Here is a 26,100-nt window from a genome sequence, read left to right as displayed (position 1 = left end):
GGCGACGCAGGGGGTGGTTCTCAATAAGCGGGTTGGTGCATCCGGATGGCGTCCTTGTCGGCCTGGGTCAATTCAAAGCCTTTGCCATCCGTGGCCGCCAGGCTGGCGCAGCGCTGCTCGAAAGCATCGATGCCGGTGCCGTAGATGAACTGCATGGCACCACCTGTCCAGGCGGGGAAGCCAATGCCGAAGAGTGAGCCGATGTTGGCGTCGTGCACGCTGGTGAGCACACCTTCTGCCAGACAGCGCACGGTCTCCACCGATTGGCGGTAGAGCAGCCGGTCCTTGATGTCCTGCAGGTTCCAGACCAGCGTGGGCTTTTCGAAGCGGCCCTTGAGCTCAGGCCAGAGGTGCTTCTTCTGCCCGGCGGGGTAGTCGTAGAAGCCACCGCCACCAGTGCGGCCGGGGCGTTTGAATTCCTTGACCATGCGCTCCACCAGCCGCTCGCCGGGCGAGGCCTCGTAGGTCCGGCCCTCGCGTGCAAAGTCGGCGCGCGTCTGGTCCAGCACGTGCACCGAGAGCGAGAGGGCTGTCTCGTCGAGCACGGCCAGCGGTCCCACCGGCATGCCGACCTGCATGGCGGCGTTTTCGATGACCGGCGCGGGAATGCCCTCGCCCAGCATGGCCGCGCCCTCCATGACGAAGGTGCCGAAAGTGCGGCTGGTGTAGAAGCCCCGCGAGTCGTTCACCACGATGGGCAGCTTGCCCAGGGCCTGCACGTAGTCGTAGGCGCGCGCCACGGTCTCGTCGTCGGTCTGCTTGCCGCGGATGATCTCCACCAGCTTCATCTTGTCGACCGGGCTGAAGAAATGAATCCCCACGAAGCGCTGCGGCTTGGTGCTGGCCTTGGCCAGGCTGGAGATCGGCAGCGTGGAGGTGTTGCTGGCGAAAAAGCCGCCGGCGGCGAGCATGGGCTCGGCTTCGCGCGTGACGGCGGCCTTGAGCTCGCGGTTTTCGAACACGGCTTCGATGATCAGGTCGCAGCCCTTGAGATCGACCGGAAACTCGGTGGCCGTGATGCGGTCCAGCAGCGCCTTCTGCTCGAAGGGGCTCATCTGGCCCTTTTCCACGCGGGGGTCGGTGATCTTCAGGCTGTAGGCCTTGCCTCGCTGGGCGTTCTCCAGGCTGACGTCTTCCAGCACGGTGGTGATGCCTCGGCTGGCCTGGACGTAGGCAATGCCCGCGCCCATCATGCCGGCGCCCAGGATGCCCACGCGGCGGGGGATGTAGCGCTGGATGCCCTTGGGGCGCGAGTGCCCGCTGCGAATTGCGTTCATGTTGAAGAAGAACGTATTGATCATGTTCTTCGCCGCCGGGCTCACGATGAGCCGGGCCAGGTAGCGGCTCTCGATGCGCAGCGCGGTGTCGTAGTCCACCAGCGCACCTTCGACCATGGCCGCCAGTGCGGCTTCGGGTGCTGGGTACAGGCCGCGCGTCTTCTGTTTGAGCATGGCAGGCGCCACGGCCAGCATGGCGGCGATCTTCGGGTTGGCCGGCGTGCCGCCGGGCATCTTGTAGTCCTTCTGGTCCCAGGGGTGGCGTGGACGCGGGTTGGCGGCAATCCAGGCCAGCGCTGCATCGCGCAAGGCGGCGGGCACGTCGCCCTCGGCCGACACCAGTTCGTGCACCAGCCCCAGGTCGAGCGCCTCGCGAGGGTTGAAGAGCTTGCTTTCCAAGATGTAAGGCTGGGCGCCCAGGATGCCGAGCAGGCGCGTCATCTTGGTGATGCCGGTGGCGCCGGGGATCAGGCCGAGCGTGATCTCCGGCAGGCCGAGCTGGGTCTTCGGGTTGTCGACGGACACACGGTAGTGACCCACGAGCGCCACTTCCCAGCCACCGCCCAGCGCCGCGCCGTTGATGCAGCTCACCACCGGCACGCCCAGCGTCTCCAGCGTGCGGAAGTTTTTCTTGGTCTGCTCGATCTCGGCGAACACGCGCGGCGCGTCGCTCGCTTTCAGGCGCATCGCGCCTTTGAGATCGGCGCCGGCGAAGAAGGTGGACTTGGCCGACGCCAGGATGATGCCCTTGATGTCGGCGGCATCGCGCATCACCTGTGCGGTGGCCTCGGTCAGGTCGCGCTGCCAGTCCGCGCACATGGTGTTCACCGGCGAGTCGGGCTCGTCGAAGGTGAGGGTGGCGATGCCGTCGGCGAGTTCGTAGCGGATGGTTTTCATGCGGTCGCTTCCAAATGTCTTCCTGTCCAGAAACACCGCGGAACCGGCTTTGCCGGGCCGCTGGTGTTGCCCCCTTTCAGGGGGTGACGCGCCGAAGGCGCGGCGCGGGGGTGGGTCGTCAGACCCTTTCGATGACTGTGGCAATGCCCATGCCGCCACCCACGCACAAAGTGGCCAGGCCGTAGCGCAACTGGCGGCGGTGCAGTTCGTCCACCAGCGTGCCCAGGATCATGGCGCCCGTGGCGCCCAGCGGATGGCCCAGGGCAATGGCGCCGCCGTTCACGTTCACCTTCTCGTGCGGCACGCCCATTTCCTTCATGAACTTCATGGGCACGGCGGCGAAGGCTTCGTTCACCTCGAACAGGTCGATCTGGTCGATGGTGAGGCCCGCCTTGGCGAGGGCTTTGCGTGCCGCCGGCATCGGGCCGGTGAGCATGATGGTGGGGTCGGCACCGGAGAGCGCCACCGAGACGATGCGCGCGCGCGGCGTGAGGTTGTGTGTCTTGCCGGCGGCTTCGCTGCCGATCAGCACAGCGGTGGCGCCATCGACGATGCCCGAAGAGTTGCCGGCATGGTGCACGTGGTGGATGCGTTCGACCTGCGGGTACCGCTGCATGGCCACCGCATCGAAGCCCATGCCGCCGAGCTGGTCGAAGGCCGGCTTGAGCGAGCCCAGGCCTTCCAGGGTGGTGTGGGGCTTGATGAACTCGTCTTCTTCCAGGATGGTCTGGCCGAGGAAGTCGGTGACCGGCACCACCGAGCCTTTGAAGTGACCGGCTGCGCGCGCGGCGGCGGCGCGCTTTTGCGATTCGAGCGCGAACGCGTCCACGTCTTCGCGGCTGAAGCCTTCGAGCGTGGCGATCAGGTCGGCGCCAATGCCCTGCGGTACGAACAGGGTGTCGCTGTTGGTCTGCGGGTCCTGCGCCCAGGCGCCACCGTCGGAGCCGATGGGCACGCGGCTCATGCTCTCCACGCCGCCGGCCACCACGAGGTCTTCCCAGCCACTCTTCACCTTCATGGCGGCCATGTTCACCGCCTCCAGGCCGGAGGCGCAGAAGCGGTTGAGCTGCACGCCGGAACAGCGCCAGTCCCAGCCGGCCTTGAGCGCGGCCACCTTGGCGATCACCGAGCCCTGCTCGCCGATGGGCGAAACCACGCCCATCACGACATCGTCCACCGCACCGGTGTCGAAGCCGTTGCGCTGCTGCAGGCGGTTCAGCACGCCGGCCAGCAGGTCGATCGGCTTGACCTCGTGCAGGCTGCCGTCTTTCTTGCCCTTGCCGCGCGGCGTGCGCACGGCATCAAAAACGAAAGCTTCGCTCATGGGTGTCTCCTGGGGGAATGCGGATGCCGCGAACCAGTATAGACTTTTGCCAAGCAGATGCTTTCTGTAATTCCCTGCACCCAGTCTGATAGGTGACACCGCCATGATCGACCGCACGCTCTTCAACGCCGACCACGAGGCTTTCCGTGACAGCTTCCGCAAATTTGTGGAGAAGGAAATCGCTCCGCACCACGAGGCCTGGGAGGAGCAGGGCTATGTGGACCGTGCGGTATGGAGCAAGGCCGGTGAAAACGGTTTCCTCTGCATGAGCCTGCCCGAGGCGTATGGCGGCTCCGACGCCGACAAGCTCTATTCGGTGGTGCAGATGGAGGAAATCGCCCGCACCGGTTTCACCGGCATCGGCTTCGGCCTGCACAGCGAGATCGTGGCGCCCTACATCCTGCACTATGGCACCGAGGCGCAGAAGCAGAAGTACCTGCCTCTGCTCGCCAGCGGCGAGATGGTGGGCGCCATCGCCATGAGCGAGCCCGCCGCCGGCAGCGACCTGCAGGGCGTGAAGTCCACCGCGATCAAGCAGGCGGATGGCACCTACCTGCTCAACGGCAGCAAGACCTTCATCACGAACGGCTGGCATGCCGACCTGGTGATCGTGGTCGCCAAGACCGATCCTTCCGCCGGCGCCAAGGGCACCAGCCTGCTCCTCGTCGAGCGCGGCATGCCCGGGTTCGAGAAGGGCAAGCGCCTGAAGAAACTGGGCATGAAAGCGCAGGACACCTCCGAGCTGTTCTTCGACAACGTGAAGGTGCCGGCCGACCACCTGCTCGGTGGCCCGGCCATGGAAGGCCGTGGCTTCATCTGCCTGATGGAGCAACTGCCCTGGGAGCGTCTGCAGATCGCCATCGGCGCGGTGGCGGCGGCGCAGGCCGCGATCGACTGGACGGTGCAATACACGAAAGACCGCAAGGTGTTCGGCCAGACCGTGGCTGCGTTCCAGAACACGCGCTACAAGCTCGCCGAACTGCAGACCGAAGTGCAGGTGGCGCGGGTGTTCGTCGACAAATGCTGCGAACTGATCGTGGGCGAAAAGCTCGACACCGCCACGGCCAGCATGGCCAAGTACTGGTGCTCGGACCTGCAGTGCAAGGTGATGGACGAGTGCCTGCAACTGCACGGCGGCTACGGCTACATGTGGGAATACCCCATCACCCGGGCCTACGCGGACGCGCGCGTGCAGCGCATCTACGGTGGCACCAACGAGATCATGAAGGAGGTGATCTCGCGCGGCATGGGACTGGGCAGCCGGTAGGCGCCCGCCCATGCCCTGCGCTTCCTATTTCTTTGCCGCTTCGCTCAGCCGACGGCCGAGCGAGAGAGCGTAGGGTGCGGCGCGCGCATTGAGCACCGGGTCGGCCGAAGGCTTGATGCCCGCCGGCAGCACCACCGGGTTGAATGTCATGGCATCGCAAGCACCGCCCATGCCATCGGCGACCTTGTCGATCACCAGCTTGCCGGCGGAGACCACCTGGCGCGCATCGGGCCAGGTCAGGGTGGGATCCAGCAGGTTGTCGCCCGCTTCCGCGAGTTGCAGGCGGAAGTCGAAACTGACGGGTGCTTTCGCCACGCGTTCGCGCAATTCGCTGGCCAGGAACTCGTCGCCCATGCTCTTGAGCTGATCTTCGGTGAGGCCGAGCGTGCCCGCTTCGGGCACGAACTGCCAGCGCGCGAAGCGGCTCTTGCCGGGCGAGGCTTCGAATTCGAACGCGTTGACGCCCCAGTAGTTGACGGTCCCGTAGCTGGCGGGCACCGGTGCCTGCGCGAGGTAGGCGCCCTGTCGCAAGGTATCGGGGTTGGCGGCGTTGAAGGCCTTGAGTTTTTCCGGGTCGGGCTTGCCGGTGGCCGGGTCAGCAGTGCGCGCCTGCACGAACGGCGCGAACTGCTCGGGCTTGCTCACGAAGAACACCGGCGCAGAAATGTTGGCCATCTGCCATTGCTCGCCGCCAGGCAACTGGAACTGCAGGGCCAGCCCGCGAACGGATCTGCTTTTGTCGCTCGCCTTGGGGTTGCCTCCGCCCACCGAGAAACGCGCCACCACCGGTACTTTGTCTCCCTTGAACACACTGGCACGAGAGAGCTCGCGCCCGGCCGCGTTGCCCACGAAATGGCCGCTGGCGCAGATGCCTTTGGCGCCGGAGCGCCGGAAGCCAGGCTGTGGACCGGCGAGTCCTTCCAGCGCATTGACCTGTGCTTCGGCGGGCGAACCCTGGGCGAGGGCGGGCGGGGCGAGGAGTGAGCTGCCCAAGGCCGCAGACGCGGCGGCAGCAAGGAGCAAGGGTTTCATCGTGTCGACCTTTTCTGTGGAGGATTGCGGTGGCGCAAGTCGCGACCACCTTTGCAGTGGTCGCGCCCGGTCGCAACTTCTTACAGAAACCCGTCAGATTTTGATGGTCCTGGCCAGTACCACACCGTCTGGCGCCTCGTGATCGGCCAGCAGCCAGGCGCGCGCGGCATCGCCTTCGGCTTCCTGCAGCAGCTCACGCAGGAAGCGAATGGATGGCGCGTCCAGTGCGGCGAAGGGCTGGTCGATCAGGGTGAGTGGCGCGCCCGCGGAGAAAGCGGCGGTGAGCCAGACCTTGCGTCGGCTGCCGGTGGACAGCATGTACATGGGCTTGCCCAGATGGGGTCGCAGCCCGAAGCCATCCACCAGTTCATCCATGGTCTCGGTGCTGAACTTCGGGTAGTGGCGACTCAGGCTCTCCAGATAGCCACTGGCGGCCAGCGCGTCGTGCGCCTCGGTCTGCGGGTCGATCCAGAACACACGGTGGCGGTAGGCGTCGTGCTGGCTGTGCAGGGGAACGCCCTGAACAGCCAGCGTACCTGCGTCGGGCACCAGCGCACCGGCGATCAGGGCGAGCAAGGTGCTCTTGCCAGAGCCGTCGTCGCCCCGCACCAGGCTCACCCCTGGAGGCAGATCGAACGACAGGTCTCGGAAGAGGGGACGCCCAGGCCAGCCGAAGCACAGGCCTCTGGCCTGCAGCACGGGATCGACAGGATCGGCGTTCACTTCAGTATCCGATCGAGTAGCGCAGACCCTGGTGGTTGAGCACCGCGCTGCGTTGGCCGATCGTCTCCAGCTTGAGGCCGGGCGCGATTTCCTGGCCTTCCTGCACCACCTTGCCATTGACGATGAGCATGCGCACGGCCGCGTCCTTCGAGTACGTGGCACCGCTCACGTTGACGGTGGGCAGTTGCGCGCGCACTTCGGGTGTGAGTTCGGCGAAGCTGCGCACCGCCGTGGTGGAAGCGGTCTCGGCCGGAACCGGCGTGGCCGGCGGCACAGAGGCTGCCGAACTGGCGGCAGGAGCGGGTGCCGTAGCGGTTCTGGCCGGGGCGACGGGTTCGGGGCGGGGTGGCGCGAGGATCGGCAGCACCGGTTCGGTTCGGATCGCTGCCTCGGCAGGAGCCGGTGTTTCGCTCACGGGCGCGGCAGGGCGTTCTGCAGCGGGCGCGGGCGCAGGTTCGACCGAAGGTGGCTGCCACCACCACAGCGCGAGCACCACGCACAGGCCGATGGCCACCGCCAGCAGCACATGCCAGGGGCGCAGGCGCCGCGCCTGCACAGGCTTCCGGCTGGCCGGTGGTACCCGCTGGCTGTTGAGGCCCGGCACGTGACCGCGCTCGCGCTCGGCGTCGGCGCGCTGGAGGGCATCGAGGATGTAGGACATGGTGGGCTTGTGGGGTCAGGAGCCGGGTGCGGACAGTCGGGGCTCGTCGACGCCGCTGGACAGGTTCACCTGCATGAACGTGATGGGCCCGGCCAGGCCGGCGGGGTCGATGCCGTTGACGCGCTGGAAGGCCTGGATGCGGGCGGTCAGGTTGTTGGAGGTGGGAGGCACCTTGCCGATGGCTTGCAGACCGGCGATGCGGCTGCCGAGCCATTCGCCGGCGGGACCGGTGCGCCCGTCCACCAGGCGGCCTTTCTGGCCGGGTGGCGTGCGCCAGAGGGTGGTGAAGTCGCCGCGCCAGACGTCGGCCAGCGCCGTCAGCGGCATCAGCCAGCGCAGGCCCCCGGACTGCAGCACCACGGTGTCGCCCGTGAGGGCCGTGACCAGCGCGAGGCCGGACCCTTCGGGCAGGCGCAGGGTCACGATGCCGGGGCGGTTGAGCTGGCGCATGCCGCTGAGCGTGAGGCGATCGGTGCGGTAGCACTGCAGTTCGGCCCGTTGCGCAGTGGCACAGGGCTCGCCTGCATCCAGCGCCTGCCCCCACAAGGGGCCGAGTTCGCGCAGCGCCGCCACTTCGGTGGTGTGCAGAGCAGCAACCGGTGGTGGACCGCTGGGCAGGGAGGCAGCGGGAGGCGCGGTCGCCGGGTCGGCAGGTGCTGGCGTGGCCACCGGCTGGCTGGCTGGGGGCGCCGCAGGTGCCGCCTGGGCAACGGCGGGCGTGTCGACGGGTACGACGGCAGCAGGACGAATCTGGTTCTGGTTCCAGAACCAGAACGCGGCGCCTGCCAGCACCACCCCGACCAGCAGACCCACACCCAGCAACCCCAGGGATGCCGTGCGCGCCTGAGCTCGCGCGGCGCGACGGCGCACCACCGGCGCCGGTGCATCGGTCTCGAATACCTCGCGTGCCGCCTTGTCCACCACCGCACGGTCCACGCGTGGCTGGTTGGTGGCGTATGCGCCGAGCAGGGCGCGATCGCACAGCAGGTTGATGCGCCGGGGCACGCCGCGCGCGATCTCGTGGATGCGCTGAATGGCCTGGCTGGAAAACGGCAATGGACCGCGCAGGCCGGACACCTGCATGCGGTGCTGGATGTACTGGCGGGTCTCGGCCTCGTTGAGCGCTCCGAGGTGGAAGCGCGCGATCACGCGTTGGGCGAGCTGTTCGAGTTCGGGCCGCGCGAGCACGGTGCGCAGCTCGGGCTGGCCGATCAGGATGATCTGCAGCAGCTTGCGCTCGCTGGTCTCCAGATTGGTCAGCAGGCGCAGTTGCTCCAGCACATGCGGCGTGAGGTTCTGCGCCTCGTCGATGATGAGCACGTTGCGTTCGCCAGCCGCGTGGCTCTTGAGCAGGTACTCGTTGAACGGGTCGAGGTAGTCCTTGATGGTGGCTGGCCCGATGCCCTCGTGCTTCACCTCGATGTTGAATTCGTGGCAGATGGTCTTGAGCAGATCGCCGACGGTCAGCTTGGGGTTGAAGATGTAGGCGACCCGGCAGCGCTCGGGGATCTGCTCCAGGAAGCAGCGGCAGATTGTGGTCTTGCCCGCGCCGATCTCGCCGCTGAGCAGCACGAAGCCGCCACCCCCCCGGATGCCGTAGAGCAGGTGCGCCAGGGCCTCACGGTGGCGCTCGCTCATGAAGAGGTAACGCGGGTCCGGCGCGATCGAGAATGGGTCCTGCTTCAACCCGAAGAATTCGGCGTACATGCCCCAGAGCATAACGGTGCCGTCTGGGGCGGGCAACGCCGAGCGGGTCCGTGCGGGACCGCTCGTGCGTGCGGGGCGGGTATCAGGCCGCCAGTGCCATGGCGTGCTGCTTGTTCGCCGGTTTGGCCGTGGAAACGACCGTGCACTCGATATCGCCCGAAAGCTGGCCGCCTTCCTCGATCACGACCTTGCCGTAGCGGATCTTGCCGGTGACCTTGCCGGTGGCATAGATCACGAGCTTTTGCCGCACGGTGAGGTTGCCTTCGAAGGTGCCGCGGATCTCTGCGATGTCGATTTCCACCGAGCCCTTGAACGCACCCTGTTGCGCGATCTGGATCACGCGCGAGTCCATGGTGGCTTCAACGAGGCCTTCGACCACCAGCGTATCGCAGTCGGTGATCTCGACGCCCTTGAGCTTGATGTTGGGTCCTACGGTGAGCTTGCTGCCACCCTCCGGCACCTTGGTTGCTTCAGGAGCCGACGAAGACAGGTCGAGGTCGGGCGTCGAGGCGCTGGGCTGGGAAGGCGTCTGCGCCTGGCTGCCACCCGATGCGCCGGTGGCCGACTGGCCGTAACGCGGCGTGGTCATGCCGGAGTTGAGGGACTTGGGTTGTTCGGTTTCGCGCTTGCCAAAATGCAGTGCCATGCCAGCTCCTTCTAAAAGTGAAGCGGTCATGCTAAGCGTGGTGTGTCTTACATTCAGGTCCGTTCCGTAAGAGGGGTAACGAGATGAACCGTACATGCGGTTTCATTTTTGGACAGCATTCCTCTTGCGCTTTTCCATTTCCTGTACGAGGGCTCGCGCCTCGTCGCCCTCAGGAATGGATCGACCGCTGTCGCGCCATTGCACGGCATCCTTGAAGCCCGCCTCCTGTGCATGGCGTCGGAACCACAGGCCTTCCGGGTTGTGGCGCGTGATGCCGTCGAAAAGCGTGGCCATGGTCTGTGCCTGCTCCAGGCCCATGGTGAGCATCACCTGGTTGACCACCATCTTGTGCATCGCCAGGTGGGAACTCGGAACGCCGGCGATGCGGTTGGCCAGGGCCATCACTGCAGACTCCAGTTGATCCACGGGCACGGCCTCGTTGGCCAGGCCCCAGGTGGCTGCGGTGCGCCCGTCGATCACGTTGCCGGTGAACATCATCTGCTTGGCGCGTGCGGCACCGAGCCGGTAGGTCCACATGGCGGTGGTGGGGCAGCCCCAGACCCGCGTGGGCATGTAGCCGATGCGCGCGTCCTCCGCCATCACCAGCAGGTCACAACACAGTGCGATGTCGCTGCCCCCGGCCACCGCCGCACCATGCACCTTGGCAATGGTCGGCTTCGCGCTGCGCCACAGCGCCATGAAGTCCTCGGTGTTGCGCTTCATGAAGGCGTAGTCGTCCATGGGATCCCAGGGATGGCGCTCCTGCTGGCAGGGGTGGTCGATCTCGCCCTCGCCGAACATCGACAGGTCGTAGCCACCGCAGAAGCCCTTGCCCGCGCCTTCGACCACGATCACGTGCACCTCGTTCTCGGCGTTGGCCCATTCCACCGCGGCACGTATTTCGCGCGGCATGTCATCGTTGATGGCATTGAGCCGCTCGGGCCGGTTGAGCAGCAACCGGGCCACGCGCGGATTGCTGGTGTCCTGTTCGATGCGCAGGGTGGTGAATGTGGGCATGGGTGTCTCCTCGAATGGAATTTTCATCATAGAGAGGCGGGTGCCATTGATGCGCCACACTGGCGACACCCGTGTCGGATCTGGTATGAAGGCTAATGTTGCGTACGCAACCATTTTTCATTAAAGTTGCGCACGCAACCAAATGGAATGACATGAAGAATTTACTGCCTCCCGCCATCCCGGTGCTCATCGCCGGCGGTGGCCCTGTGGGTCTGACGCTGTCGGCGTTGCTGTCCAGCCAGGGCATCGCCAACCTCGTCGTCGAGGCCGACGAGGGCTACTGCAGCGGTAGCCGCGCCATCTGCATCTCGCGCCGTTCGCAGGAAATTCTCGGCTGGGTGGGGGCCGATCGCCCGCTGGTGGAGAAAGGCTTGAGCTGGGTGGGCGGCCGCAGCCATTGGCGCAACACCGAGGTGCTGCATTTCCAGATGCCGAGCGAGCCCACGCAGCGTTTCGCGCCCATGGTGAACATCCAGCAGTTCTACGTAGAGGAGTTCGCCCACCAGGCCGCTCAAGCCGGAGGGGCAGAAGCCCGAATGGCCTGGGCCAGCCGCGTGCACGCGGTGCGAGCGCGCGCCGATGGCGTGGCGGTGGACGTGGAGACGTCTGAGGGCATGCAGACCTTGAATGCCGACTGGCTGGTGGCCTGCGACGGCGGGCGCAGCACCGTGCGCGAGCAGCTCGGCCTTCAACTTGAAGGCACGCAGTACGAAGGCCGGTACGTGATCGTCGACATCGTGCAGAAGACCCGGCGTGAAGTGGAGCGCCTGGCGTGGTTCGATCCACCTTCCAACCCAGGCTCCACCATCCTCATGCACCGCCAACCCGACGACGTCTGGCGCATCGACTACCAGATCCGCGACGACGAGGACCCGCTGGAAGCGGTGAAGCCCGAGAACGTGTTGCCGCGCGTGCAAAGCCACCTGGACATGATCGGTGAGACCGAGCCCTGGGAGCCGCTTTGGATCTCGATCTACAACGCGAAGTGCCTCACGCTGCCAAGTTACCGGCACGGCCGCGTGTGTTTTGCCGGTGATGCGGCCCATCTGGTGCCCATCTTCGGTGTGCGCGGGCTCAACTCCGGGCTGGACGATGCGGGCAATCTGGCCTGGAAGCTTGCACGCGTGATCCGGGGTCGATCGCCCGAGAAACTGCTCGACTCCTATTCCGTCGAGCGTGTGCATGCCACGCGAGAGAACATCGCCTACGGTGCCAAGAGCACCGAGTTCATGGCGCCCCCCAACTTCGCTTACCGCCTCATGCGCGAAGCCACGCTGCGGTTGGCGGTGAGCGACGCGCAGGTGCGATCGCTGATCAATCCACGCCAGTCCTCGCCCATCACCTATGTGGGATCGCCCCTGAATGCTCAGCAGCAGGGTGTGTGGGCCCATGAGCAGGCCGCGCCGGGCGCGCCAGCGCCTGAGGCGCTGTTGCAAGGGTCGCACGGCCCATTCCACCTGAGCAGCCGCTTCGGTCATCGCTTCCTGGTGCTGGTCTTTGGCGGCGATCTCGTGCTGGACCAGCCCGATCTGGAGGTGCTGGTCATCACCCAGGCGATGGACGTGCAAGGTCAGGCCTGGCAGCGTTTTGGCCTGCAGAGGCCCGACGAACCCGCGCTGGTGCTGGTGCGGCCCGATGGCTATGTGATGGGTCGCTGGCATGGCCTGGACCCGGCGCCGCTTCGCGCCGCCTTGAACGACATGGAGGTGTCTGAATGACCGATACCGATCTCGACCAGAGCTACAGCGCTGTGTGCGAGGCATTGACGCGCGTGGGTGAGGCCGGAGCGCCCATGTTCCTCTCGATGCTGTGCCTTTCGCTCATGAGCCGTTTCGAGCGGGCCGACCAGGTGCTGCCGCTGATCGCGAATGCGCTGGCGCAAAGCGATGCGGGGAAGCCATGAGCACGGAACTGCCCTCGTTGCAGGATTTCCTGACCTACCGCCTGCACAAGCTCAACAAGCTGACCGATCGCCACAGCAGCGATGCCTACGCCACCGAGTTGGGCCTGGGTGTGGGTGAGGCGCGCTGCCTGGCAGCCATCGGGCAGTTTGCCCCGCTGTCGGTGAACGACCTGGCTGCGCGCGCCAACCTCGACAAAGGCCAGGCCAGCCGCGCGGCGCAGATGCTGGTGGAGCGTGATCTGGTGCAGAAGGCGCCCAGCGACACCGACGCTCGCGGCGTGGTGCTGACGCCCACGCGCAGCGGCAAGCAGCTGTGGAAGCGCGTGATGCGCCTCATCGCGCAACGCAACGGCGACATTTTTGGTTGCCTTTCAGTCAGCGAGCAGCGACAGCTTGAAACATTTTTTGACCGCTTGATTGCCCATGCGCAATCCAGCGACAGCGGTGAGCGGTGACCCTGTTGGCCCATGAAAAGGGGGTAGCCCGGTAAAATCACGGGTTTTCCACCCACCCGCGCTCCGGGTCTGTGCCAGCCCCATGAACGCCCCCCTCGACGTCTCCTTCTTCGCGCGCGCCGCCAAGCCGATCACCAGCTACCGGCCGTACTGGGCCAGGCGGTTCGGCGTAGCGCCGTTCCTGCCGATGAGCCGCGCCGAGATGGAGCAACTGGGCTGGGACAGCTGCGACATCATCCTGGTGACTGGAGACGCCTATGTGGACCACCCCAGCTTCGGCATGGCGGTGGTGGGCCGCGTGCTCGAGGCGCAGGGGTTTCGCGTGGGCATCATCGCCCAGCCCGACTGGACCAGCGCCGAGGCCTTCAAGGCCCTGGGCAAGCCCAACCTGTTCTGGGGCGTGACGGCCGGGAACATGGACTCTATGATCAACCGCTATACGGCGGACCGCAAGATCCGCAGTGACGACGCCTACACGCCAGGCGACGTGGGCGGCAAGCGGCCCGACCGCGCGGCCATCGTCTACAGCCAGCGCTGCCGCGAGGCCTTCAAGGAGGTGCCCATCGTGCTCGGTGGCATCGAGGGCAGCCTGCGCCGCATCGCCCACTACGACTACTGGAGCGACAAGGTGCGCCGCAGCGTGGTGGTGGACAGCAAGTGCGACATCCTGCTGTACGGCAATGCCGAGCGCGCGCTGGTCGAGGTGGCGCACCGCATCGCGGCGCGCGAGCCCATCGAACAGATCACCGATGTGCGCGGCACGGCTTTCGTGCGCCGCCCAGGCGATCCGACCGCTGCGGACTGGATCGAGATCGACTCGAGCGAGGTCGACACCCCCGGCCGTGTGGACAGCCACATCAACCCCTATCTCACCACCAGCGAGCAGGCCCAGGCGCAAGGCCAAAGCTGTTCGAAGGAGGACGGCACGGCCGCCGCGGTGGAGACCAACCCGGCGATCCAGCCACTCAAGTTCATGCCGAACCCTGCCCTGCAGGGCAAGGGAAAACTGAAGGTGCCGCCGCGCGACCGTTCCGTGATCCGCCTGCCCAGCTACGAGCAGGTCAGAAGCGACGCCGTGCTCTACGCCCACGCCAACCGCGTGCTGCATGTCGAAGCCAACCCCGGCAATGCGAGAGCACTCGTGCAGGCGCATGGCGAAGGCACCACCGCGCGCGACGTGTGGATCAACCCGCCGCCCATCCCGCTGACCACGGCGGAGATGGACCACGTGTTCGACCTTCCGTACGCGCGCAGCCCGCACCCGGCCTACGCCGACGAACACGGCAAGCACGATGGCGCCACGAAGATCCCGGCCTGGGAAATGATCCGCTTCAGCGTGAACATCATGCGCGGCTGCTTCGGTGGCTGCACCTTCTGCTCCATCACCGAGCACGAGGGCCGCATCATCCAGAGCCGCTCGGAAGAATCCATCATCAAGGAGGTGGAAGACATCCGCGACAAGGTGGAAGGCTTCACCGGTGTGGTCTCCGATCTCGGCGGCCCCACGGCCAACATGTACCGCCTGGGCTGCAAGACCCCCGAGATCGAAGCCGCCTGCCGCAAGCCGAGCTGCGTGTATCCCGGCATCTGCTCCAACCTGCACACCGACCATGGTCCGCTCATCAAGATCTACAAGCGGGCGCGCGAGCTGCGCGGCATCAAGAAGATCCTGATCGGCTCCGGCCTGCGCTACGACCTGGCGATCAAGAGCCCCGAGTACGTGAAGGAACTGGTACAGCACCACGTGGGGGGCTACCTGAAGATCGCGCCCGAGCACACCGAAGGCGGGCCACTGTCGAAGATGATGAAGCCCGGCATCGGCAGCTACGACAAGTTCAAGCAGTTGTTCGAGAAGTTCAGCGAAGAGGCCGGCAAGAAGCAGTACCTCATTCCGTACTTCATCGCGGCGCACCCCGGTACCAGCGACGAGGACATGATGAACCTCGCGATCTGGCTGAAGAAGAACGGCTTCCGCGCCGACCAGGTGCAGACCTTTTATCCCAGCCCCATGGCCACGGCGACGGCCATGTACCACACGAACCTGAATCCGCTCAAAGGCATTCATCGCGACGAGCGGGCTGAGCGTGTGGACATCGTGCGCGGTGACAAGCGCCGCCGGCTGCACAAGGCGTTCCTGCGCTACCACGACCCGAACAACTGGCCGCTGCTGCGCGAAGCGCTCAAGACCATGGGGCGTTCTGACCTCATCGGCAACGGCAAGCACCACCTCATTCCCACGTTCCAGCCGCTCACCGACGGCAGTTACCAGAGTGCGCGACGCAAGAACAGCACGCCCGTGGGAACAGCGCCTTCGAAAGGTCGCCTGCTCACGCAGCACACCGGACTGCCGCCGCGTGTCACCGGTGCCGCCCGACCGGGTTCGCCGGTGGGTGCGGGCAAGCGCAAGCCGCGCTGAACCAGGGTACCCGCGGAACCGGCTTTGCCGGGCCGCTGGGTGCGCCCCCTTGAGGGGGTGACGCCGAAGGCGGCGCGGGGGTGTTCATTGAATCAGCGGCCAGCAGATCCAGGCCAGCAGCGCCGCAAAGTTCAGCGCCACCGTGACCCAGTACATCAGCTGAAAGCGGGTCTTCGCGGTCTTGTGGCGCAGGATGTGCTGGGCAAACCAGCCGCCTGGCCAGCCACCCGCGACACCCAGACCATGCAGCCAGTCTTCGGGGACACGCGGGCTCTCCGTGATGGCAGCGTCCTTGTCGCGCCAGTACATGTAGAAGGTGGCCAGATTCAGGATGACCACGGCGGTCAGGATCACCCACGGAAAGCGCCCGAAACCGATGCCGACCAGCCAGAGCAGCAGCCAGAAGGCGATCAGGCCCAGGCCGATCCACAGTGGCAGCTCCTCGCGGCGCTTCTCGCGCGGTGTGCGCGAGCGCTGGGCCGGCTTGGCCTTGGGCAGGATCTCGGCCTCGGCTGGCAAGGGCAGGGGCGTTGCATCCAGTGGCGATGCCACGGCGTTGCGCACCGGCTCCACCGAAAGGGCTCGCGGCCCCTTGCCGCCGACATGAATTTCCTCGAAGGTCACTTCCATGCCTTCGGCAGGCGGGTTGTGGCCGCTGAAATCCCGGGTATGGAAAAAGACGTCCGCGGTAATTTCCGGGCTGCGAATGAAGCCAAACGCACGCTCGCGGTCCCAGCGCACCACGGTTCCCTGTTTTCTCATGGCGGTATCGGAAAGGTTTCAAGGAATGAGGCCAAAGGCCAGCCGGTTGCCATGGTATCCCGAATGGCGCAAAATGCGCCAAACAGGAGTTTTTGCCATGTCGTCCTCCAGCAGTGCATTTTCCTCGGTCAAGCTGCCCGCCGGGCTGGTTCAGCAAGCCCGTGAGGCGGCCCAGCCACAACGCCGGTCGGTTGCCGGCCAGATCGAGTACTGGGCCACGCTCGGTCGCATTGCCGAAGAGACGGGTCTCACGGTGCAGGAAGCGAGAGAGGCCATTTCCCGCTACGACGCCGCCGCTCGGCAGGCGATCGTCCCCGATTCGGTCGAGGCGATCGAGGCCCGTTTTCTTGCCGCCGAGTCCAGCGGCGTCCTGGCCGAAGCGGTGCGACACAGCGTGATGGACAAGCGCAGCAAGGCGCCAGGTACTCGTCGCGCGGCGTGACCCCGCCCGTTTTTTACCTGCTGTCCGGTCCCAACGGGGCCGGCAAGTCCACACTGTATGCGTCTGCGGTCGCTGCCGGTTTGATTCCAGAGCAGGCCGAGTTCGTCAATGCCGATCTTCACGAGGCCACGCACCTGCAGCAGGTGCGCGATCTCCAGAGGCGTTCGGAGCAAGCGCGGCAATGGGCCGACCAGCGGCGAACCCAATGCTTGCATGAGGGGACGACTCTCGTGAGCGAGACCGTGTTCTCGCACCCTTCCAAGCTGGCCCTGATCTCTGCCGCACAGGCGGCGTCTTTCACGGTGGTGCTGCTGGTGGTGTGCGTGGACGACCCGAGGCAATTGTTGACACGCGTTCGGCAGCGCGAACAGGAGGGTGGGCATGGAGTCCCCACCGATCGCATCCTCGCCCGCTATCCCAGAACCGTGGCGAATCTATCGAAAGCCGTTCTGCTGGCCGACCTGGCCTTGCTGTACGACACCTCGCGTCCCCGCAACCGTGTGGTCCAGCCGCCGCGACTCGTGGGGTGCTGCAGGCGCGGACAGGTGGTCGGCGAGACGCCACCTCGCCACCCGACTGGCTGGTGCGGGTGCTGGGCTCTCAGCAGGCATGATCGGGGGCATGTCCGACGAATCCCAGATCGATATCCCGCAGTCCTTCGTGGCGCTGTACCTGGCACCGGGGCGCCAGAAGCCTTCCCTGCAGCGCGCCGAGCTGGCCGGGCGCTACGAGCTTTGTGAAGACATGGCACAGATGCTGACCGAGACTGCGCGTCAGATGGAGTTCAGCCTGGGCATCACTGAAGCGGACGTGCTGGCGCGTTGCCTGCAGGGCCTGCGGGTGGAACCAGCGGTGGTGACGAAGGCCGAATCCACCTGGGTGATCACACGCCTGGCCGAGTTGCTGAACTGGCCGGCACCGGCCGATGCCGGCTGATCAGCGGCGCGGCGCGGTGCGCAACCACAGCAACGCGCCCGCCGCGCTCAGGCCGAGCGCGCTGGAAATCCACAGCGCCCCCGCCCCCCAGCGTTCGATGCAGGCGCCAAACACCAGGGGCGCGAACGCCTGCGCCACGCGGGAGGGTGCCGTGATCAGGCCCTGCCGCTGGCCATAGCCCCTGGGCCCGAAGAGCACCAGTGGCAGGGTGCCCTTGGCGATGGTGAGGATGCCGTTGCCCGCTCCGTGCAGCACCGCGAACACCGGACCCGCCACCGGGCCAAACAGCATCCAGCAGGCGACACCCAACGGATGGCCCAGGGTGGCGGCGCGAGCGGCCAGCAGCGGGTGCAGGCGGCGCAGGAAGCCGAACTCCAGCAAACGGCCCGCCACCTGTGCCGGGCCCACGAGTGCGCCGATGGCCACCGCGCCGGCCAGCGTGGCGCCACTGGCCACGAGCAGTTGCGGCAGGTGTGTGGCCATGGCGGTGCTCACGAACCAGGTCGCGGCGAAGACGTAGGCCAGCACCCACGCGGCGTACCTGGGTGCGGGTTCGGCAGGTGTGTCAAAGGCGTCGCTGCGCTCCGGCTGAACGGCTTGTGGCGTGGGCAGTGCACCGGCGCGCGGGATGCTCGCATTGAGCGGCAGGCCCACCAGCAGGTGCAGGCCGGCCCACATCAGGCAGGCGCCGCGCCAGCCCCATTCGGCTTCCCACCAACCACTCAGCGGCCAGCCCACGGTGCTGGCAAAACCGGCCAGCAGCGTGATGCCGGTGATGGACGCCCGTGCGTCGGTGCCTCGCAGGCGCACCAGAGCGGCGAAGGCCGCCTCATAGAGACCGCCGCCCATGGCCACGCCCATCAGCAACCACGCCAGCATCAGGCTGGTCGTACCTTGTGCCTGTGACATGCCGGCCAGCCCGGTGGCAAATATCAGGCTGGTGCCCATGAGCACGGGACGCCCGCCCCAGCGGTCGATGGCCCGGCCTGCGAAGGGTCCCAATGCCGCCGATAGCAACAAGGCGACGCTGAATGCCGTCCAGACCTGCGTGACGGGAATGCCCAGCTCCTGCGCCATGGGCCTTGCGAGCAGCGCTGGCAAGTAGTAGGAGGACGCCCAGGCCAGGGTCTGTGCACTGCCCAGCCGCAGCACAAGGGGCCAGTGGTGCGGATGGCTCATGGGCACGCTGTCGCTGCGGCCTTCAGCCGATGTCGAAGGCGTGAAAGCCGAACGCGCCGCGGCGCCGGTCCGCGAAGTAGTGTTCCAGCGTTTCCTTGACGGTGCGAAAGGCAATCTCGTCCCAGGGAACCTCTTCCTCGGTGAACAACCGTGCCTCGATCGTTTCGTGGCCGGGGTCGAAGCGATCGCTCAGCAGGCGCGCGCGGTAGTAGATGTGCACCTGGCCCACGCGGGCCACGTTCATGAGGGTGAAGATCTCGCCCAGCTCGAACTGCGCACCGGCTTCCTCGTCGGTTTCGCGGGCCGCGCCTTCGGCGGTGGTTTCACCCAGTTCCATGAAGCCGGCGGGCAGGGTCCACTTGCCCCAGCGCGGTTCGATGTTGCGCTTGCACAGCAGCACGTACTGCCCCGAATCGCCCCACACTGGCACCGTGCCCACCACGTTGAGCGGGTTGTCGTAGTGCACGGTCAGGCAGGCCGGGCACACGGCGCGCGGCCGGGTGTCACCATCGTCGGGAAGCCTGAGTTGCACAGCGGTGCCGCAGTTGCGGCAGTGTTTGGCAGGTGTGCGGAGCATCAGGGGCAGTTTAGGTCACAAAAAAATGCCGGGCTCGCGGCCCGGCATTTCTGGTCGGAAGACCTTATGCCTTCTTGCCATGTTTGGCGATCAGGGCCTTTGCGGTCTCCAGCAATTCCTTGCCATTGAAGCCGCGCTTGTCCATGTCCTGCACCCACTCCACTTCCACCAGGCGAGCCTTGCGGCGGAATTCCTGTGCCTCAGCAGCGGGGATGGTGTAGATGGTGTTGCCTTGCTTGACAGCCTGCTCGCGGGCGGGCGCATCGCCAGCCTGCTGCACCTTGCCCAGCCAGCCCGAGGTTTCCAGGCCGGAGTTCTTGTCGATGACGGCCTTGAGATCGGCGGGCAGCGAAGCGTACTTGTTGCGGTTCATCGCCATCACGAAAGTGGTGGTGTAGAGCGCGCCACCGGCGGGGTCGAATTCGCTGTGGAACTTGGTGAGCTCGTGCACCTTCACCGAGGGCACCACCTCCCAGGGGATCACGCAGCCGTCGATCACGCCCTTGGACAGCGCATCGGGAATCTGCGGCAGCGGCATGCCCACGGGCGTGGCGCCCAGGTAGCCCAGCATCTTGGTGATCTGGCGGGTCGGGCCGCGCACCTTGGAGCCGCGCAGGTCCTCGGCGGTCTTGATCTGTTTGTTGCGCATGTGGAACATGCCGGGGCCGTGCACCTGCAGGGCGATGGGGTGGGTGTCCTTGAACTCGTCCTTGGCGACGGTCTGCACGTACTCCCAGTAGGCCTTGGAGGTGGCCTCGGCGTTGTTCATCATGAACGGCAGCTCGAACGCCTCGATGCGGGGGAAGCGGCCCGGGGTGTTGCCTGGCAGCGTCCAGACGATGTCGACCACGCCATCGCGCGCCTGGTCGTACAACTGGGCCGGTGAACCACCGAGCTGCATGGCGGGATAGCCCTCGAACTTGATGCGGCCGCCGGAATCCTTCTCGACCTTGTCCATCCAGGCCTTGTGCATGTTGAGCCACACATTGGATTGCGGGGCCATGAAGGTGTGGAACTTGAGCGTGACGCTTTGCTGCGCCAGGCCGGCGAAGGCGGGTGCGCCAAGGGCCACGGCGGCGCCGGACTGGAGCAGGGTTCTGCGTTGGATCATGGTGGAGGTCTCCTGGGTGCTGTGAAAAAAGTGGAGCAAGGATACGCCGAGGGGCGCGGCTTCTTGAGAGGTCTAACCCTCATTGCGGGCCGACAGGGATCGTCAGGCGACCTTGACCGAGATCGGTGTGAGGCCGTCGACGCCACCGGTCATGGTGTCGCCTCGCACCACCGCAGCCACGCCTTCGGGAGTGCCCGTGTAGATGAGATCGCCGGGTTTCAGTTCCCAGGCCTGCGACAGGTGCTCGATGGTTTCGGCCACGTTCCAGATGAGCTTGGCCAAGTTGCTGCGCTGACGATCCGTGCCGTTGACCTGCATCCAGATGGCCGCGTTGTTCACTTCACCCGCCTGCGCGGCCGGCGTGATGGGCCCGATGGGCGCAGACTGGTCGTAGGCCTTGCCGATGCACCAGGGGCGGCCCTGTTTCTTCATGTCGGTCTGCAGGTCGCGCCGCGTCATGTCCAGGCCCACGGCGTAGCCGTAGATGTGCTTTGCCGCATCGGCGGCCTTGATGCCTTTGCCGCCCACGCCGATGGCGACCACCAGCTCGATCTCGTGGTGCAGGTTGGCGGTGAGCGTGGGGTACTGGATGGTTGCGGTCTGCCCGGTTTCGGCCACCACGATGGCATCGGCCGGCTTCATGAAGAAGAAGGGCGGCTCGCGGCCCGTGAAGCCCATTTCTTTGGCGTGATCCTCGTAGTTGCGGCCCACGCAGTAGATGCGGTGCACGGGGAAACGCTCGGCGCGGCCCAGCACGGGCACGCTGACGACGGCTGGAGGGGCGAAGGCGTAGGTCGGGTCGGTCATGGTGTGTGGCGAGGAAAACGAGGAATTCAGTGTACTCAGTGTTGCGTGGCTGGCAGCCGCACCACCAGGCCATCGAACTCGGGCAGCAACCGGATCTGACAGGACAGCCGGCTTTGTGGCTCCACCGGGCTGGAGGCGAAATCCAGCATGTCGACCTCGTCTGCAACGGGGGGTGGCAGCCGGTCGGCCCATTCAGGCGCCACGATCACGTGGCAGGTGGCGCAGGTCAGGGAACCGCCGCAGTCGGCCTCGATGCCGCCCACGTTGGCGTCCACGGCGGCCTTCATGAGGCTTTGTCCGGGTTCGGTCTGGATGTCTTGCACGCGCTCGTCGGCGTGGATGAAGCGGATCGTGATCATGGGTGTGTGGGTTCAGGTTCGGCTGAAATATTCGCGACGCTCGAAATCGGTCTTGTCCTCGGCCTGTGCATGGCGGTCGACCTCGCTTTGCTTGATGCGGCTGTAGTAGCCCACGAAATCATGGCCCAGGTCGCCGCACAGCGCGGCGTCGGCCTGCAGCGCGGCGATGCCTTCTGCCAGAGACGTGGGAATCTTCTCCCCACCTTCGGCATACGGGGCTTCACAGGCGGGTGGCGGATTCAGGCCGCGCGCCAGACCGTCGAGCCCGGCGTGGATCTGCGCGGCCATGTAGAGGTAGGGGTTGGCCGTTGGCTCGCCCACGCGGTTCTCGACGCGGGTGGCGCTGTCGCCGGCCGCACCCACCACGCGCAGCATGGCGCCCCGGTTGTCCTGCCCCCACAGCACGGCCTGTGGCGCGAGCGCGTTGGGACGGAAGCGGGCGAAGCCGTTGATGGTGGGGGTGCACAACACGGTCATGCCGCGCGCGTGGGCCAGCAGGCCGGCGAGCCAGTGCGCGCCGGTGGCCGAGAGCGTGTGCGCGGCATCGGCCTTGGTGGTGTCGCCGCCGGGTGCGTCGCGCACGAAAGCGTTGCGGCCGGTTTGAAGATCCACCAGCGACTGGTGCAGGTGCCAGCCGCTGGACATGATGTTCGGGAACGGCGGTCGGCACATGAACGTGGCGTGGTAGCCGGCGCGGCGCAGCGCCTGGCGTACGCCGTTGCGGAACAGCACCATCTGGTCGGCGGCGGTGAGCGCATCGGTGGCGTCGAACACGGCCTCCACCTGGCTGGGGCCGAGCTCGATTTCCAGCGACTGCAGCGGCAGGCCCATGGCCTGCGCGGTGCGCTGCACGATGCGCAGGGGCTCGTCGGCCAGATCGGCCATGGCCTCGGCCTGCAGGTTGTAGCCGGGGTGGATCATCTCCACGGCCGGTGGCAGGCCGGGCCAGGCGGCCAGCTCGGGATCGAGTTGGGGCTGGGTGCCGGTGATGCGGTAGATGTGGAATTCGACCTCGAGCCCGGTCTTCATGCCGAAGCCCGCTTGCTTCAGACGATCCAGCGCGATCTGCAGCACGCGCCGCGTGTCCAGCGGCACGGGCGTGCCATCGACGAACCAGGGCTGGCAACGCAACCAGCCGGTGCTCTCCAGCCAGGGCAGGGTGGTGAAGCTGTCCGGGTCCGGCATCAGCATGAGGTTGGCAGCCCCCGCGAAGCCCGGCAGGTTGTCGGCGGCGCCGGGTTCGAACACTTTCCAGGCCGTGCGATCGGCCGTGTCCTTGAGCATGAGCGTGCCCACCATGCCCACGCCGTCACGCAGCGCACGCACGGCAGCGGCGGCGGTGAGCGTCTTGCCGCGCAGCATGCCGTGCGTGTCGCACCAGCCGAATCGCACCAGTTCGATGCCGCTGGCTTCGATCACGCGGGCCAGGCGCAGGCAGGCTTCCTCGCGTGCGGCGCTGTGGAGGCCGCAGCGTTCGGCGAAATGCTTCATTTCGCGCCCGCCGTCTCGTCGTGTTTCGCCTGCCAGGGCGCCTTCTCGCGCCTGGTGCGCATGCTGTCGTGCCACCAGGTTTGCCAGTCTTTCGCGGGCGCAATGCCGTCGACCGTGTCGGGGCCGTGAATCGCGCCATGCAGGGCCGCGTCGGCGATGCCGGGCGGTGTGCCACCTTGCTCCACCGTGTCGATGGCCTGTTGCAGCAGGCGCCGGTTGGCCATGATCACGCGGTCGGTGGTGCCCAGGTGCTCGCGCGTGCGGTCCTGGATGGGGCCCATGCTCTCGCAGGCCCATTGATCGTGCACGTTGATGTCGTCCTCGCCCATGCCCAGGTAGGTGCGTGTCTGCTGCTCCTCGGCATTGAACCCCCAGTTGTTGCCGCGGCCGGACTTCGGGATGTAGTCGGGCAGGGTGACGGCGGGCAGGCGCTGGTTGCGCATCGCCTCCTTGTCCACCGGGCCGTCGAAGCTGGTGAAAAACGCGTACCAGTAGTTGTGCGTGTCGTCCACGGGCACGTGCATCTGGGTGATGGTCATGGTCTCCGACAACGGGATCACGAAGGTCTGTGGAAACACCGCGTTGGTGATGCGCACGTGCGTGAGTTCGTCCGTCATGGGGCGCAGCGCGGTGAGTTGCAGGCCATACGGTCTGGACTCAAACGAGATATGCGGCTGGCCGAACTCGCGCATCACCCGTGTCATGGGCCAGCGCTCGCCGCCCACGTCGCCCGCGCTGGCGCCGCGGAACTGCTTGCCGTAGCTGTCTTCCAGCGAGGCATCGTTGAAAAACCGGTGAAGGTAGGACGCGTGCGCCGGGTCGATGCCCACTTCGAAGGACTGCAGCCAGTTGCAGTGCCACAAGCCCTTGAAAGCGAAGGTGTGCGAGCCTGGCGCGGTGAAGCAATCCAGTGCCGGGAGCGGTGGCGGCGTCTGGCCTTCGGGCCCGAGCCAGGCGAACAGCACACCGCTGGCGACCTGCAGTGGGTAACTGCGCTGGCGGATGCGGGTGCACAGGGTGCTGCCCGCAGGCTCGGCCGGCGTTTCGATGCACTGGCCGGTGGTGTCGAACTTCCAGCCGTGGAAGGGGCAACGCAGGCCGTCGCCCTCGTTGCGGCCGAAGGCGAGGTCGGCGCCCCGGTGCGGGCAATCGCGGTCGAGCAGGCCGTATTGACCCTGTGCATCGCGGAACAGCACGAAATGCTGTCCCAGCAAACGCACCGCCTTGACCGGGCGCACCCCCATGCGTGGGTCCAGCGCGGGGTCGAACTCGTCGAGCAGCGCGACCGGTTGCCAGTAGCGGCGCAACATTTCGCCACCCGGGGTGCCAGGGCCTACCTGAGTGAGGCGTTGATTGAGTTCGGCTTTCATGTGCGGGGCTCCAATGTGGGATGAGAATCTCAAACGGTATACCGTTTTCTATTTTCAGTGTACAGTTTGCGGCATGAGCTTGCAAGAAACCGTTTTGATGCAATTGCGCGACCTGATCCTGAGCGGCGGGTTCGAACCAGGCCAGCGCCTGGCCGAGCAGCAACTGGCCGAACGGTTGGGCGCTTCGCGCACGCCCGTGCGTGCTGCGCTGGTCACGCTCGAGCAGGAAGGCCTGGTCGAGGCCAACGACACCGGCAAATACCTGGTACGGCAATTCACGGCGCAGGAGGTGCGCGATGCCATCGCCGTCCGGGGCCACCTCGAAGGCATGGCGGCACGCCTCGTGGCCGAGCATGGGGTCTCGCGGCAGTTGCAGGGTCATCTGCAGGCCTGCCTGGAAGAAGGCGACCGCCTGCTGGCCGACAACCCGCTGAACATCGAGAGCTATGCGGCCTACTCGGTGATGAATGACCGCTTCCATGCCTTGCTGCTCGAAGCCTGCGGCAACCGGGCCCTGCAGCGTGCGGTGGCCCTGAATGACAAGCTGCCCTTTGCGCCGGCCTCCGCCATGCTGCCCATGCAGGGCACGCTCGCCATGGATCGCGACTGGATGCTCTATGCCCACCGCCAGCACCACATGCTTTTCGATGCGCTGGTGCGGGGCGAGGGCGCCCGCGCGCAAGCGCTGGCAGTGGAGCACACCGAAGTGGCGCAGATGAACATGCGCCTGGCTCTGGAGCGCCGCGCAGACTCCGAACGCGTGCTGCCCGCCATCCGGCTCGTGGTGGGGTGACCGTTCGCCCGGTGTATCGTGCCGGGCATGAACAACGGAACCGGGCAGGGCATCCTGCTGTGCTTTGACGACGAAGAGGCCATTGCCCGGGCCGCCGCCGAGGCGTCTGGACTCTCGGTGGCGGTGATCGAGCGCCACCGTTTTCCCGATGGCGAATGGCGCTTGCGCCTGCCGGAGTTGCTGCCCGAGCGCGTCGTGCTCTGGCGCAGCCTGCACCAGCCCAACGAGAAACTGGTCGAACTGCTGATTGCGGCCCGCGCTGCGCGCGAGCTCGGCGCCAGGCACCTCACGCTGGTGGCGCCTTATCTGGCCTACATGCGGCAAGACATGGCCTTCAATCCGGGCGAGGCGGTGAGCCAGCGCATCGTGGGCGGCTTCCTGGCCAGCCTGTTCGACGCCGTGATCACCATGGACCCTCACCTGCACCGCATCGACACCCTGAGCGAGGCGATTCCGCTCGAGCACGCGATTGCGCTCAGCGGGGCACCACTGCTTGCCGACCACATCGCCTCGCAGCGCGTCGACGCATTGCTCATCGGACCCGACGAGGAAGCCCTGCAGTGGGTGGCGCTCGCAGCGCGGCGCAAAGGCTGGGATCACGCCGTGTGCCGCAAGACGCGCCATGGAGACCGCGACGTCGACATCTCGCTGCCGGTCCTGCCGGTGGGCGGCCGCGCCGTGGTGCTGATAGACGATGTGGCCAGCTCGGGCCAGACGCTGGCGCGCGCCGCGCAACAGCTGCTTGCCGCGGGCGCTGCGTCGGTGGATGTGGCGGTGACGCATGCGCTGTTTGCGCCCGGGGCTGTGCAGCTTGTGCGCGCGGCCGGTGTGCGCGAGATATGGAGCACCGACTGCATTGCGCACGCGAGCAACGCGGTGAGCATCGTCCCCGTGGTGGCGGGGACATTGCGCTCGCTGGTCACGGGTAAACCCTGAGCTGCGCACAAT

General features: G+C 66.4%; 26 protein-coding genes. 10 read left to right on the top strand and 16 right to left on the bottom strand.

The window, feature by feature from the left end; translation table 11 throughout:
- Positions 1-20: 20 nt before the first annotated feature.
- Both ACTIF6_RS08710 and ACTIF6_RS08705 read right to left on the bottom strand, forming a co-directional pair.
- Positions 21-2,174, bottom strand: a complete 2,154-nt coding sequence (locus ACTIF6_RS08710; protein WP_439587575.1) for a 3-hydroxyacyl-CoA dehydrogenase NAD-binding domain-containing protein — start codon at positions 2,172-2,174, stop codon at positions 21-23.
- A 118-nt stretch (positions 2,175-2,292) separates the two neighbouring features.
- On the bottom strand, positions 2,293-3,498 hold the full coding sequence (locus ACTIF6_RS08705; protein WP_439587574.1) for an acetyl-CoA C-acetyltransferase: 1,206 nt from the start codon (positions 3,496-3,498) through the stop codon (positions 2,293-2,295).
- A gap of 103 nt (positions 3,499-3,601) precedes the next feature.
- Here ACTIF6_RS08705 and ACTIF6_RS08700 point away from each other — a divergent pair, with 103 nt between their 5' ends.
- Positions 3,602-4,765, top strand: coding sequence for an acyl-CoA dehydrogenase family protein (locus ACTIF6_RS08700; protein ID WP_439587573.1), 1,164 nt, complete (start codon positions 3,602-3,604; stop codon positions 4,763-4,765).
- A gap of 24 nt (positions 4,766-4,789) precedes the next feature.
- Here the strand turns inward: ACTIF6_RS08700 and ACTIF6_RS08695 are convergent, their stop codons facing one another.
- From ACTIF6_RS08695 to ACTIF6_RS08670, 6 genes are all read right to left on the bottom strand, one after another.
- Entirely contained in the window at positions 4,790-5,797 is a 1,008-nt protein-coding gene (locus ACTIF6_RS08695) for a catalase family peroxidase (protein ID WP_439587572.1), read from the bottom strand.
- A gap of 93 nt (positions 5,798-5,890) precedes the next feature.
- Entirely contained in the window at positions 5,891-6,520 is a 630-nt protein-coding gene (locus ACTIF6_RS08690; RefSeq protein WP_439587571.1) for an ABC transporter ATP-binding protein, read from the bottom strand.
- A gap of 1 nt (position 6,521) precedes the next feature.
- The gene (locus ACTIF6_RS08685; RefSeq protein ID WP_439587570.1) at positions 6,522-7,181 is read right to left on the bottom strand and encodes a general secretion pathway protein GspB; all 660 of its coding nucleotides are present in this window, start codon (positions 7,179-7,181) and stop codon (positions 6,522-6,524) included.
- A 15-nt stretch (positions 7,182-7,196) separates the two neighbouring features.
- Positions 7,197-8,888 carry an ExeA family protein gene (locus ACTIF6_RS08680; protein WP_439587569.1) on the bottom strand — a complete coding sequence of 564 codons (1,692 nt, stop codon included), beginning with the start codon at positions 8,886-8,888 and terminating at the stop codon, positions 7,197-7,199.
- An 82-nt stretch (positions 8,889-8,970) separates the two neighbouring features.
- Positions 8,971-9,534 (bottom strand): bactofilin family protein, encoded by a 564-nt coding sequence (locus ACTIF6_RS08675; protein ID WP_439587568.1) that lies wholly within the window; start codon positions 9,532-9,534, stop codon positions 8,971-8,973.
- Positions 9,535-9,636: 102 nt separating this feature from the next.
- Entirely contained in the window at positions 9,637-10,551 is a 915-nt protein-coding gene (locus tag ACTIF6_RS08670) for a crotonase/enoyl-CoA hydratase family protein (RefSeq protein ID WP_439587567.1), read from the bottom strand.
- Positions 10,552-10,703: 152 nt separating this feature from the next.
- Between ACTIF6_RS08670 and ACTIF6_RS08665 the strand changes: the two genes are divergently transcribed.
- From ACTIF6_RS08665 to ACTIF6_RS08650, 4 genes are all read left to right on the top strand, one after another.
- Positions 10,704-12,269, top strand: coding sequence for an FAD-dependent monooxygenase (locus ACTIF6_RS08665; RefSeq protein ID WP_439587566.1), 1,566 nt, complete (start codon positions 10,704-10,706; stop codon positions 12,267-12,269).
- The gene (locus tag ACTIF6_RS08660; protein ID WP_439587565.1) at positions 12,266-12,454 is read left to right on the top strand and encodes a hypothetical protein; all 189 of its coding nucleotides are present in this window, start codon (positions 12,266-12,268) and stop codon (positions 12,452-12,454) included. The genes ACTIF6_RS08665 and ACTIF6_RS08660 overlap by 4 nt, the downstream gene beginning before the upstream one ends.
- Positions 12,451-12,909, top strand: coding sequence for a MarR family winged helix-turn-helix transcriptional regulator (locus ACTIF6_RS08655; RefSeq protein ID WP_439587564.1), 459 nt, complete (start codon positions 12,451-12,453; stop codon positions 12,907-12,909). Before ACTIF6_RS08660 ends, ACTIF6_RS08655 begins: the two co-directional genes overlap by 4 nt.
- An 82-nt stretch (positions 12,910-12,991) precedes the next feature.
- Positions 12,992-15,325 (top strand): YgiQ family radical SAM protein, encoded by a 2,334-nt coding sequence (locus ACTIF6_RS08650; RefSeq protein WP_439587563.1) that lies wholly within the window; start codon positions 12,992-12,994, stop codon positions 15,323-15,325.
- Positions 15,326-15,409: 84 nt separating this feature from the next.
- Here the strand turns inward: ACTIF6_RS08650 and ACTIF6_RS08645 are convergent, their stop codons facing one another.
- On the bottom strand, positions 15,410-16,087 hold the full coding sequence (locus tag ACTIF6_RS08645; RefSeq protein WP_439587562.1) for a DUF1294 domain-containing protein: 678 nt from the start codon (positions 16,085-16,087) through the stop codon (positions 15,410-15,412).
- 97 nt (positions 16,088-16,184) lie between these two features.
- On the opposite strand from ACTIF6_RS08645, the gene ACTIF6_RS08640 reads away from it, so the two are divergent.
- From ACTIF6_RS08640 to ACTIF6_RS08630, 3 genes are read left to right on the top strand one after another with little or no spacing between them, the layout of a single operon-like run.
- Complete coding sequence (locus tag ACTIF6_RS08640; protein ID WP_439587561.1) at positions 16,185-16,529, top strand: TA system antitoxin ParD family protein; 345 nt, start codon at positions 16,185-16,187, stop codon at positions 16,527-16,529.
- Positions 16,526-17,269: an AAA family ATPase gene (locus ACTIF6_RS08635; RefSeq protein WP_439587560.1), complete on the top strand. Its 744-nt coding sequence runs from the start codon at positions 16,526-16,528 to the stop codon at positions 17,267-17,269. Before ACTIF6_RS08640 ends, ACTIF6_RS08635 begins: the two co-directional genes overlap by 4 nt.
- Positions 17,151-17,465 carry an ATPase with chaperone activity gene (locus ACTIF6_RS08630; RefSeq protein WP_439587559.1) on the top strand — a complete coding sequence of 105 codons (315 nt, stop codon included), beginning with the start codon at positions 17,151-17,153 and terminating at the stop codon, positions 17,463-17,465. Before ACTIF6_RS08635 ends, ACTIF6_RS08630 begins: the two co-directional genes overlap by 119 nt.
- Here the strand turns inward: ACTIF6_RS08630 and ACTIF6_RS08625 are convergent, their stop codons facing one another.
- From ACTIF6_RS08625 to ACTIF6_RS08595, 7 genes are all read right to left on the bottom strand, one after another.
- Positions 17,466-18,644 (bottom strand): MFS transporter, encoded by a 1,179-nt coding sequence (locus ACTIF6_RS08625; protein ID WP_439587558.1) that lies wholly within the window; start codon positions 18,642-18,644, stop codon positions 17,466-17,468.
- Between the two features lie 22 nt (positions 18,645-18,666).
- Complete coding sequence (locus ACTIF6_RS08620) at positions 18,667-19,221, bottom strand: NUDIX hydrolase (protein ID WP_439587557.1); 555 nt, start codon at positions 19,219-19,221, stop codon at positions 18,667-18,669.
- Positions 19,222-19,285: 64 nt separating this feature from the next.
- The gene (locus tag ACTIF6_RS08615; RefSeq protein ID WP_439587556.1) at positions 19,286-20,332 is read right to left on the bottom strand and encodes a TRAP transporter substrate-binding protein; all 1,047 of its coding nucleotides are present in this window, start codon (positions 20,330-20,332) and stop codon (positions 19,286-19,288) included.
- A gap of 102 nt (positions 20,333-20,434) precedes the next feature.
- Positions 20,435-21,139, bottom strand: a complete 705-nt coding sequence (locus ACTIF6_RS08610; protein ID WP_439587555.1) for a fumarylacetoacetate hydrolase family protein — start codon at positions 21,137-21,139, stop codon at positions 20,435-20,437.
- Between the two features lie 35 nt (positions 21,140-21,174).
- A complete protein-coding gene (locus tag ACTIF6_RS08605; protein WP_439587554.1) occupies positions 21,175-21,498 on the bottom strand; it encodes a 2Fe-2S iron-sulfur cluster-binding protein in 324 nt (107 codons plus the stop codon).
- A gap of 12 nt (positions 21,499-21,510) precedes the next feature.
- Positions 21,511-22,989, bottom strand: coding sequence for a glutamine synthetase family protein (locus tag ACTIF6_RS08600; RefSeq protein WP_439587553.1), 1,479 nt, complete (start codon positions 22,987-22,989; stop codon positions 21,511-21,513).
- Positions 22,986-24,359, bottom strand: coding sequence for a Rieske 2Fe-2S domain-containing protein (locus tag ACTIF6_RS08595; RefSeq protein ID WP_439587552.1), 1,374 nt, complete (start codon positions 24,357-24,359; stop codon positions 22,986-22,988). Before ACTIF6_RS08595 ends, ACTIF6_RS08600 begins: the two co-directional genes overlap by 4 nt.
- 73 nt (positions 24,360-24,432) lie before the next feature.
- Here ACTIF6_RS08595 and ACTIF6_RS08590 point away from each other — a divergent pair, with 73 nt between their 5' ends.
- Both ACTIF6_RS08590 and ACTIF6_RS08585 read left to right on the top strand, forming a co-directional pair.
- On the top strand, positions 24,433-25,152 hold the full coding sequence (locus ACTIF6_RS08590; protein WP_439587551.1) for a GntR family transcriptional regulator: 720 nt from the start codon (positions 24,433-24,435) through the stop codon (positions 25,150-25,152).
- Positions 25,153-25,179: 27 nt separating this feature from the next.
- Positions 25,180-26,088, top strand: coding sequence for a ribose-phosphate diphosphokinase (locus tag ACTIF6_RS08585; RefSeq protein ID WP_439587550.1), 909 nt, complete (start codon positions 25,180-25,182; stop codon positions 26,086-26,088).
- The last annotated feature ends 12 nt before the right edge of the window (positions 26,089-26,100 follow it).

It is taken from the genome of Hydrogenophaga sp., assembly GCF_051860785.1.
GTDB lineage: Bacteria > Pseudomonadota > Gammaproteobacteria > Burkholderiales > Burkholderiaceae_C > Hydrogenophaga.
The sequence above is the reverse complement of the archived record's forward strand: the minus strand, read 5'-3'. Positions and strand labels throughout refer to the sequence as shown.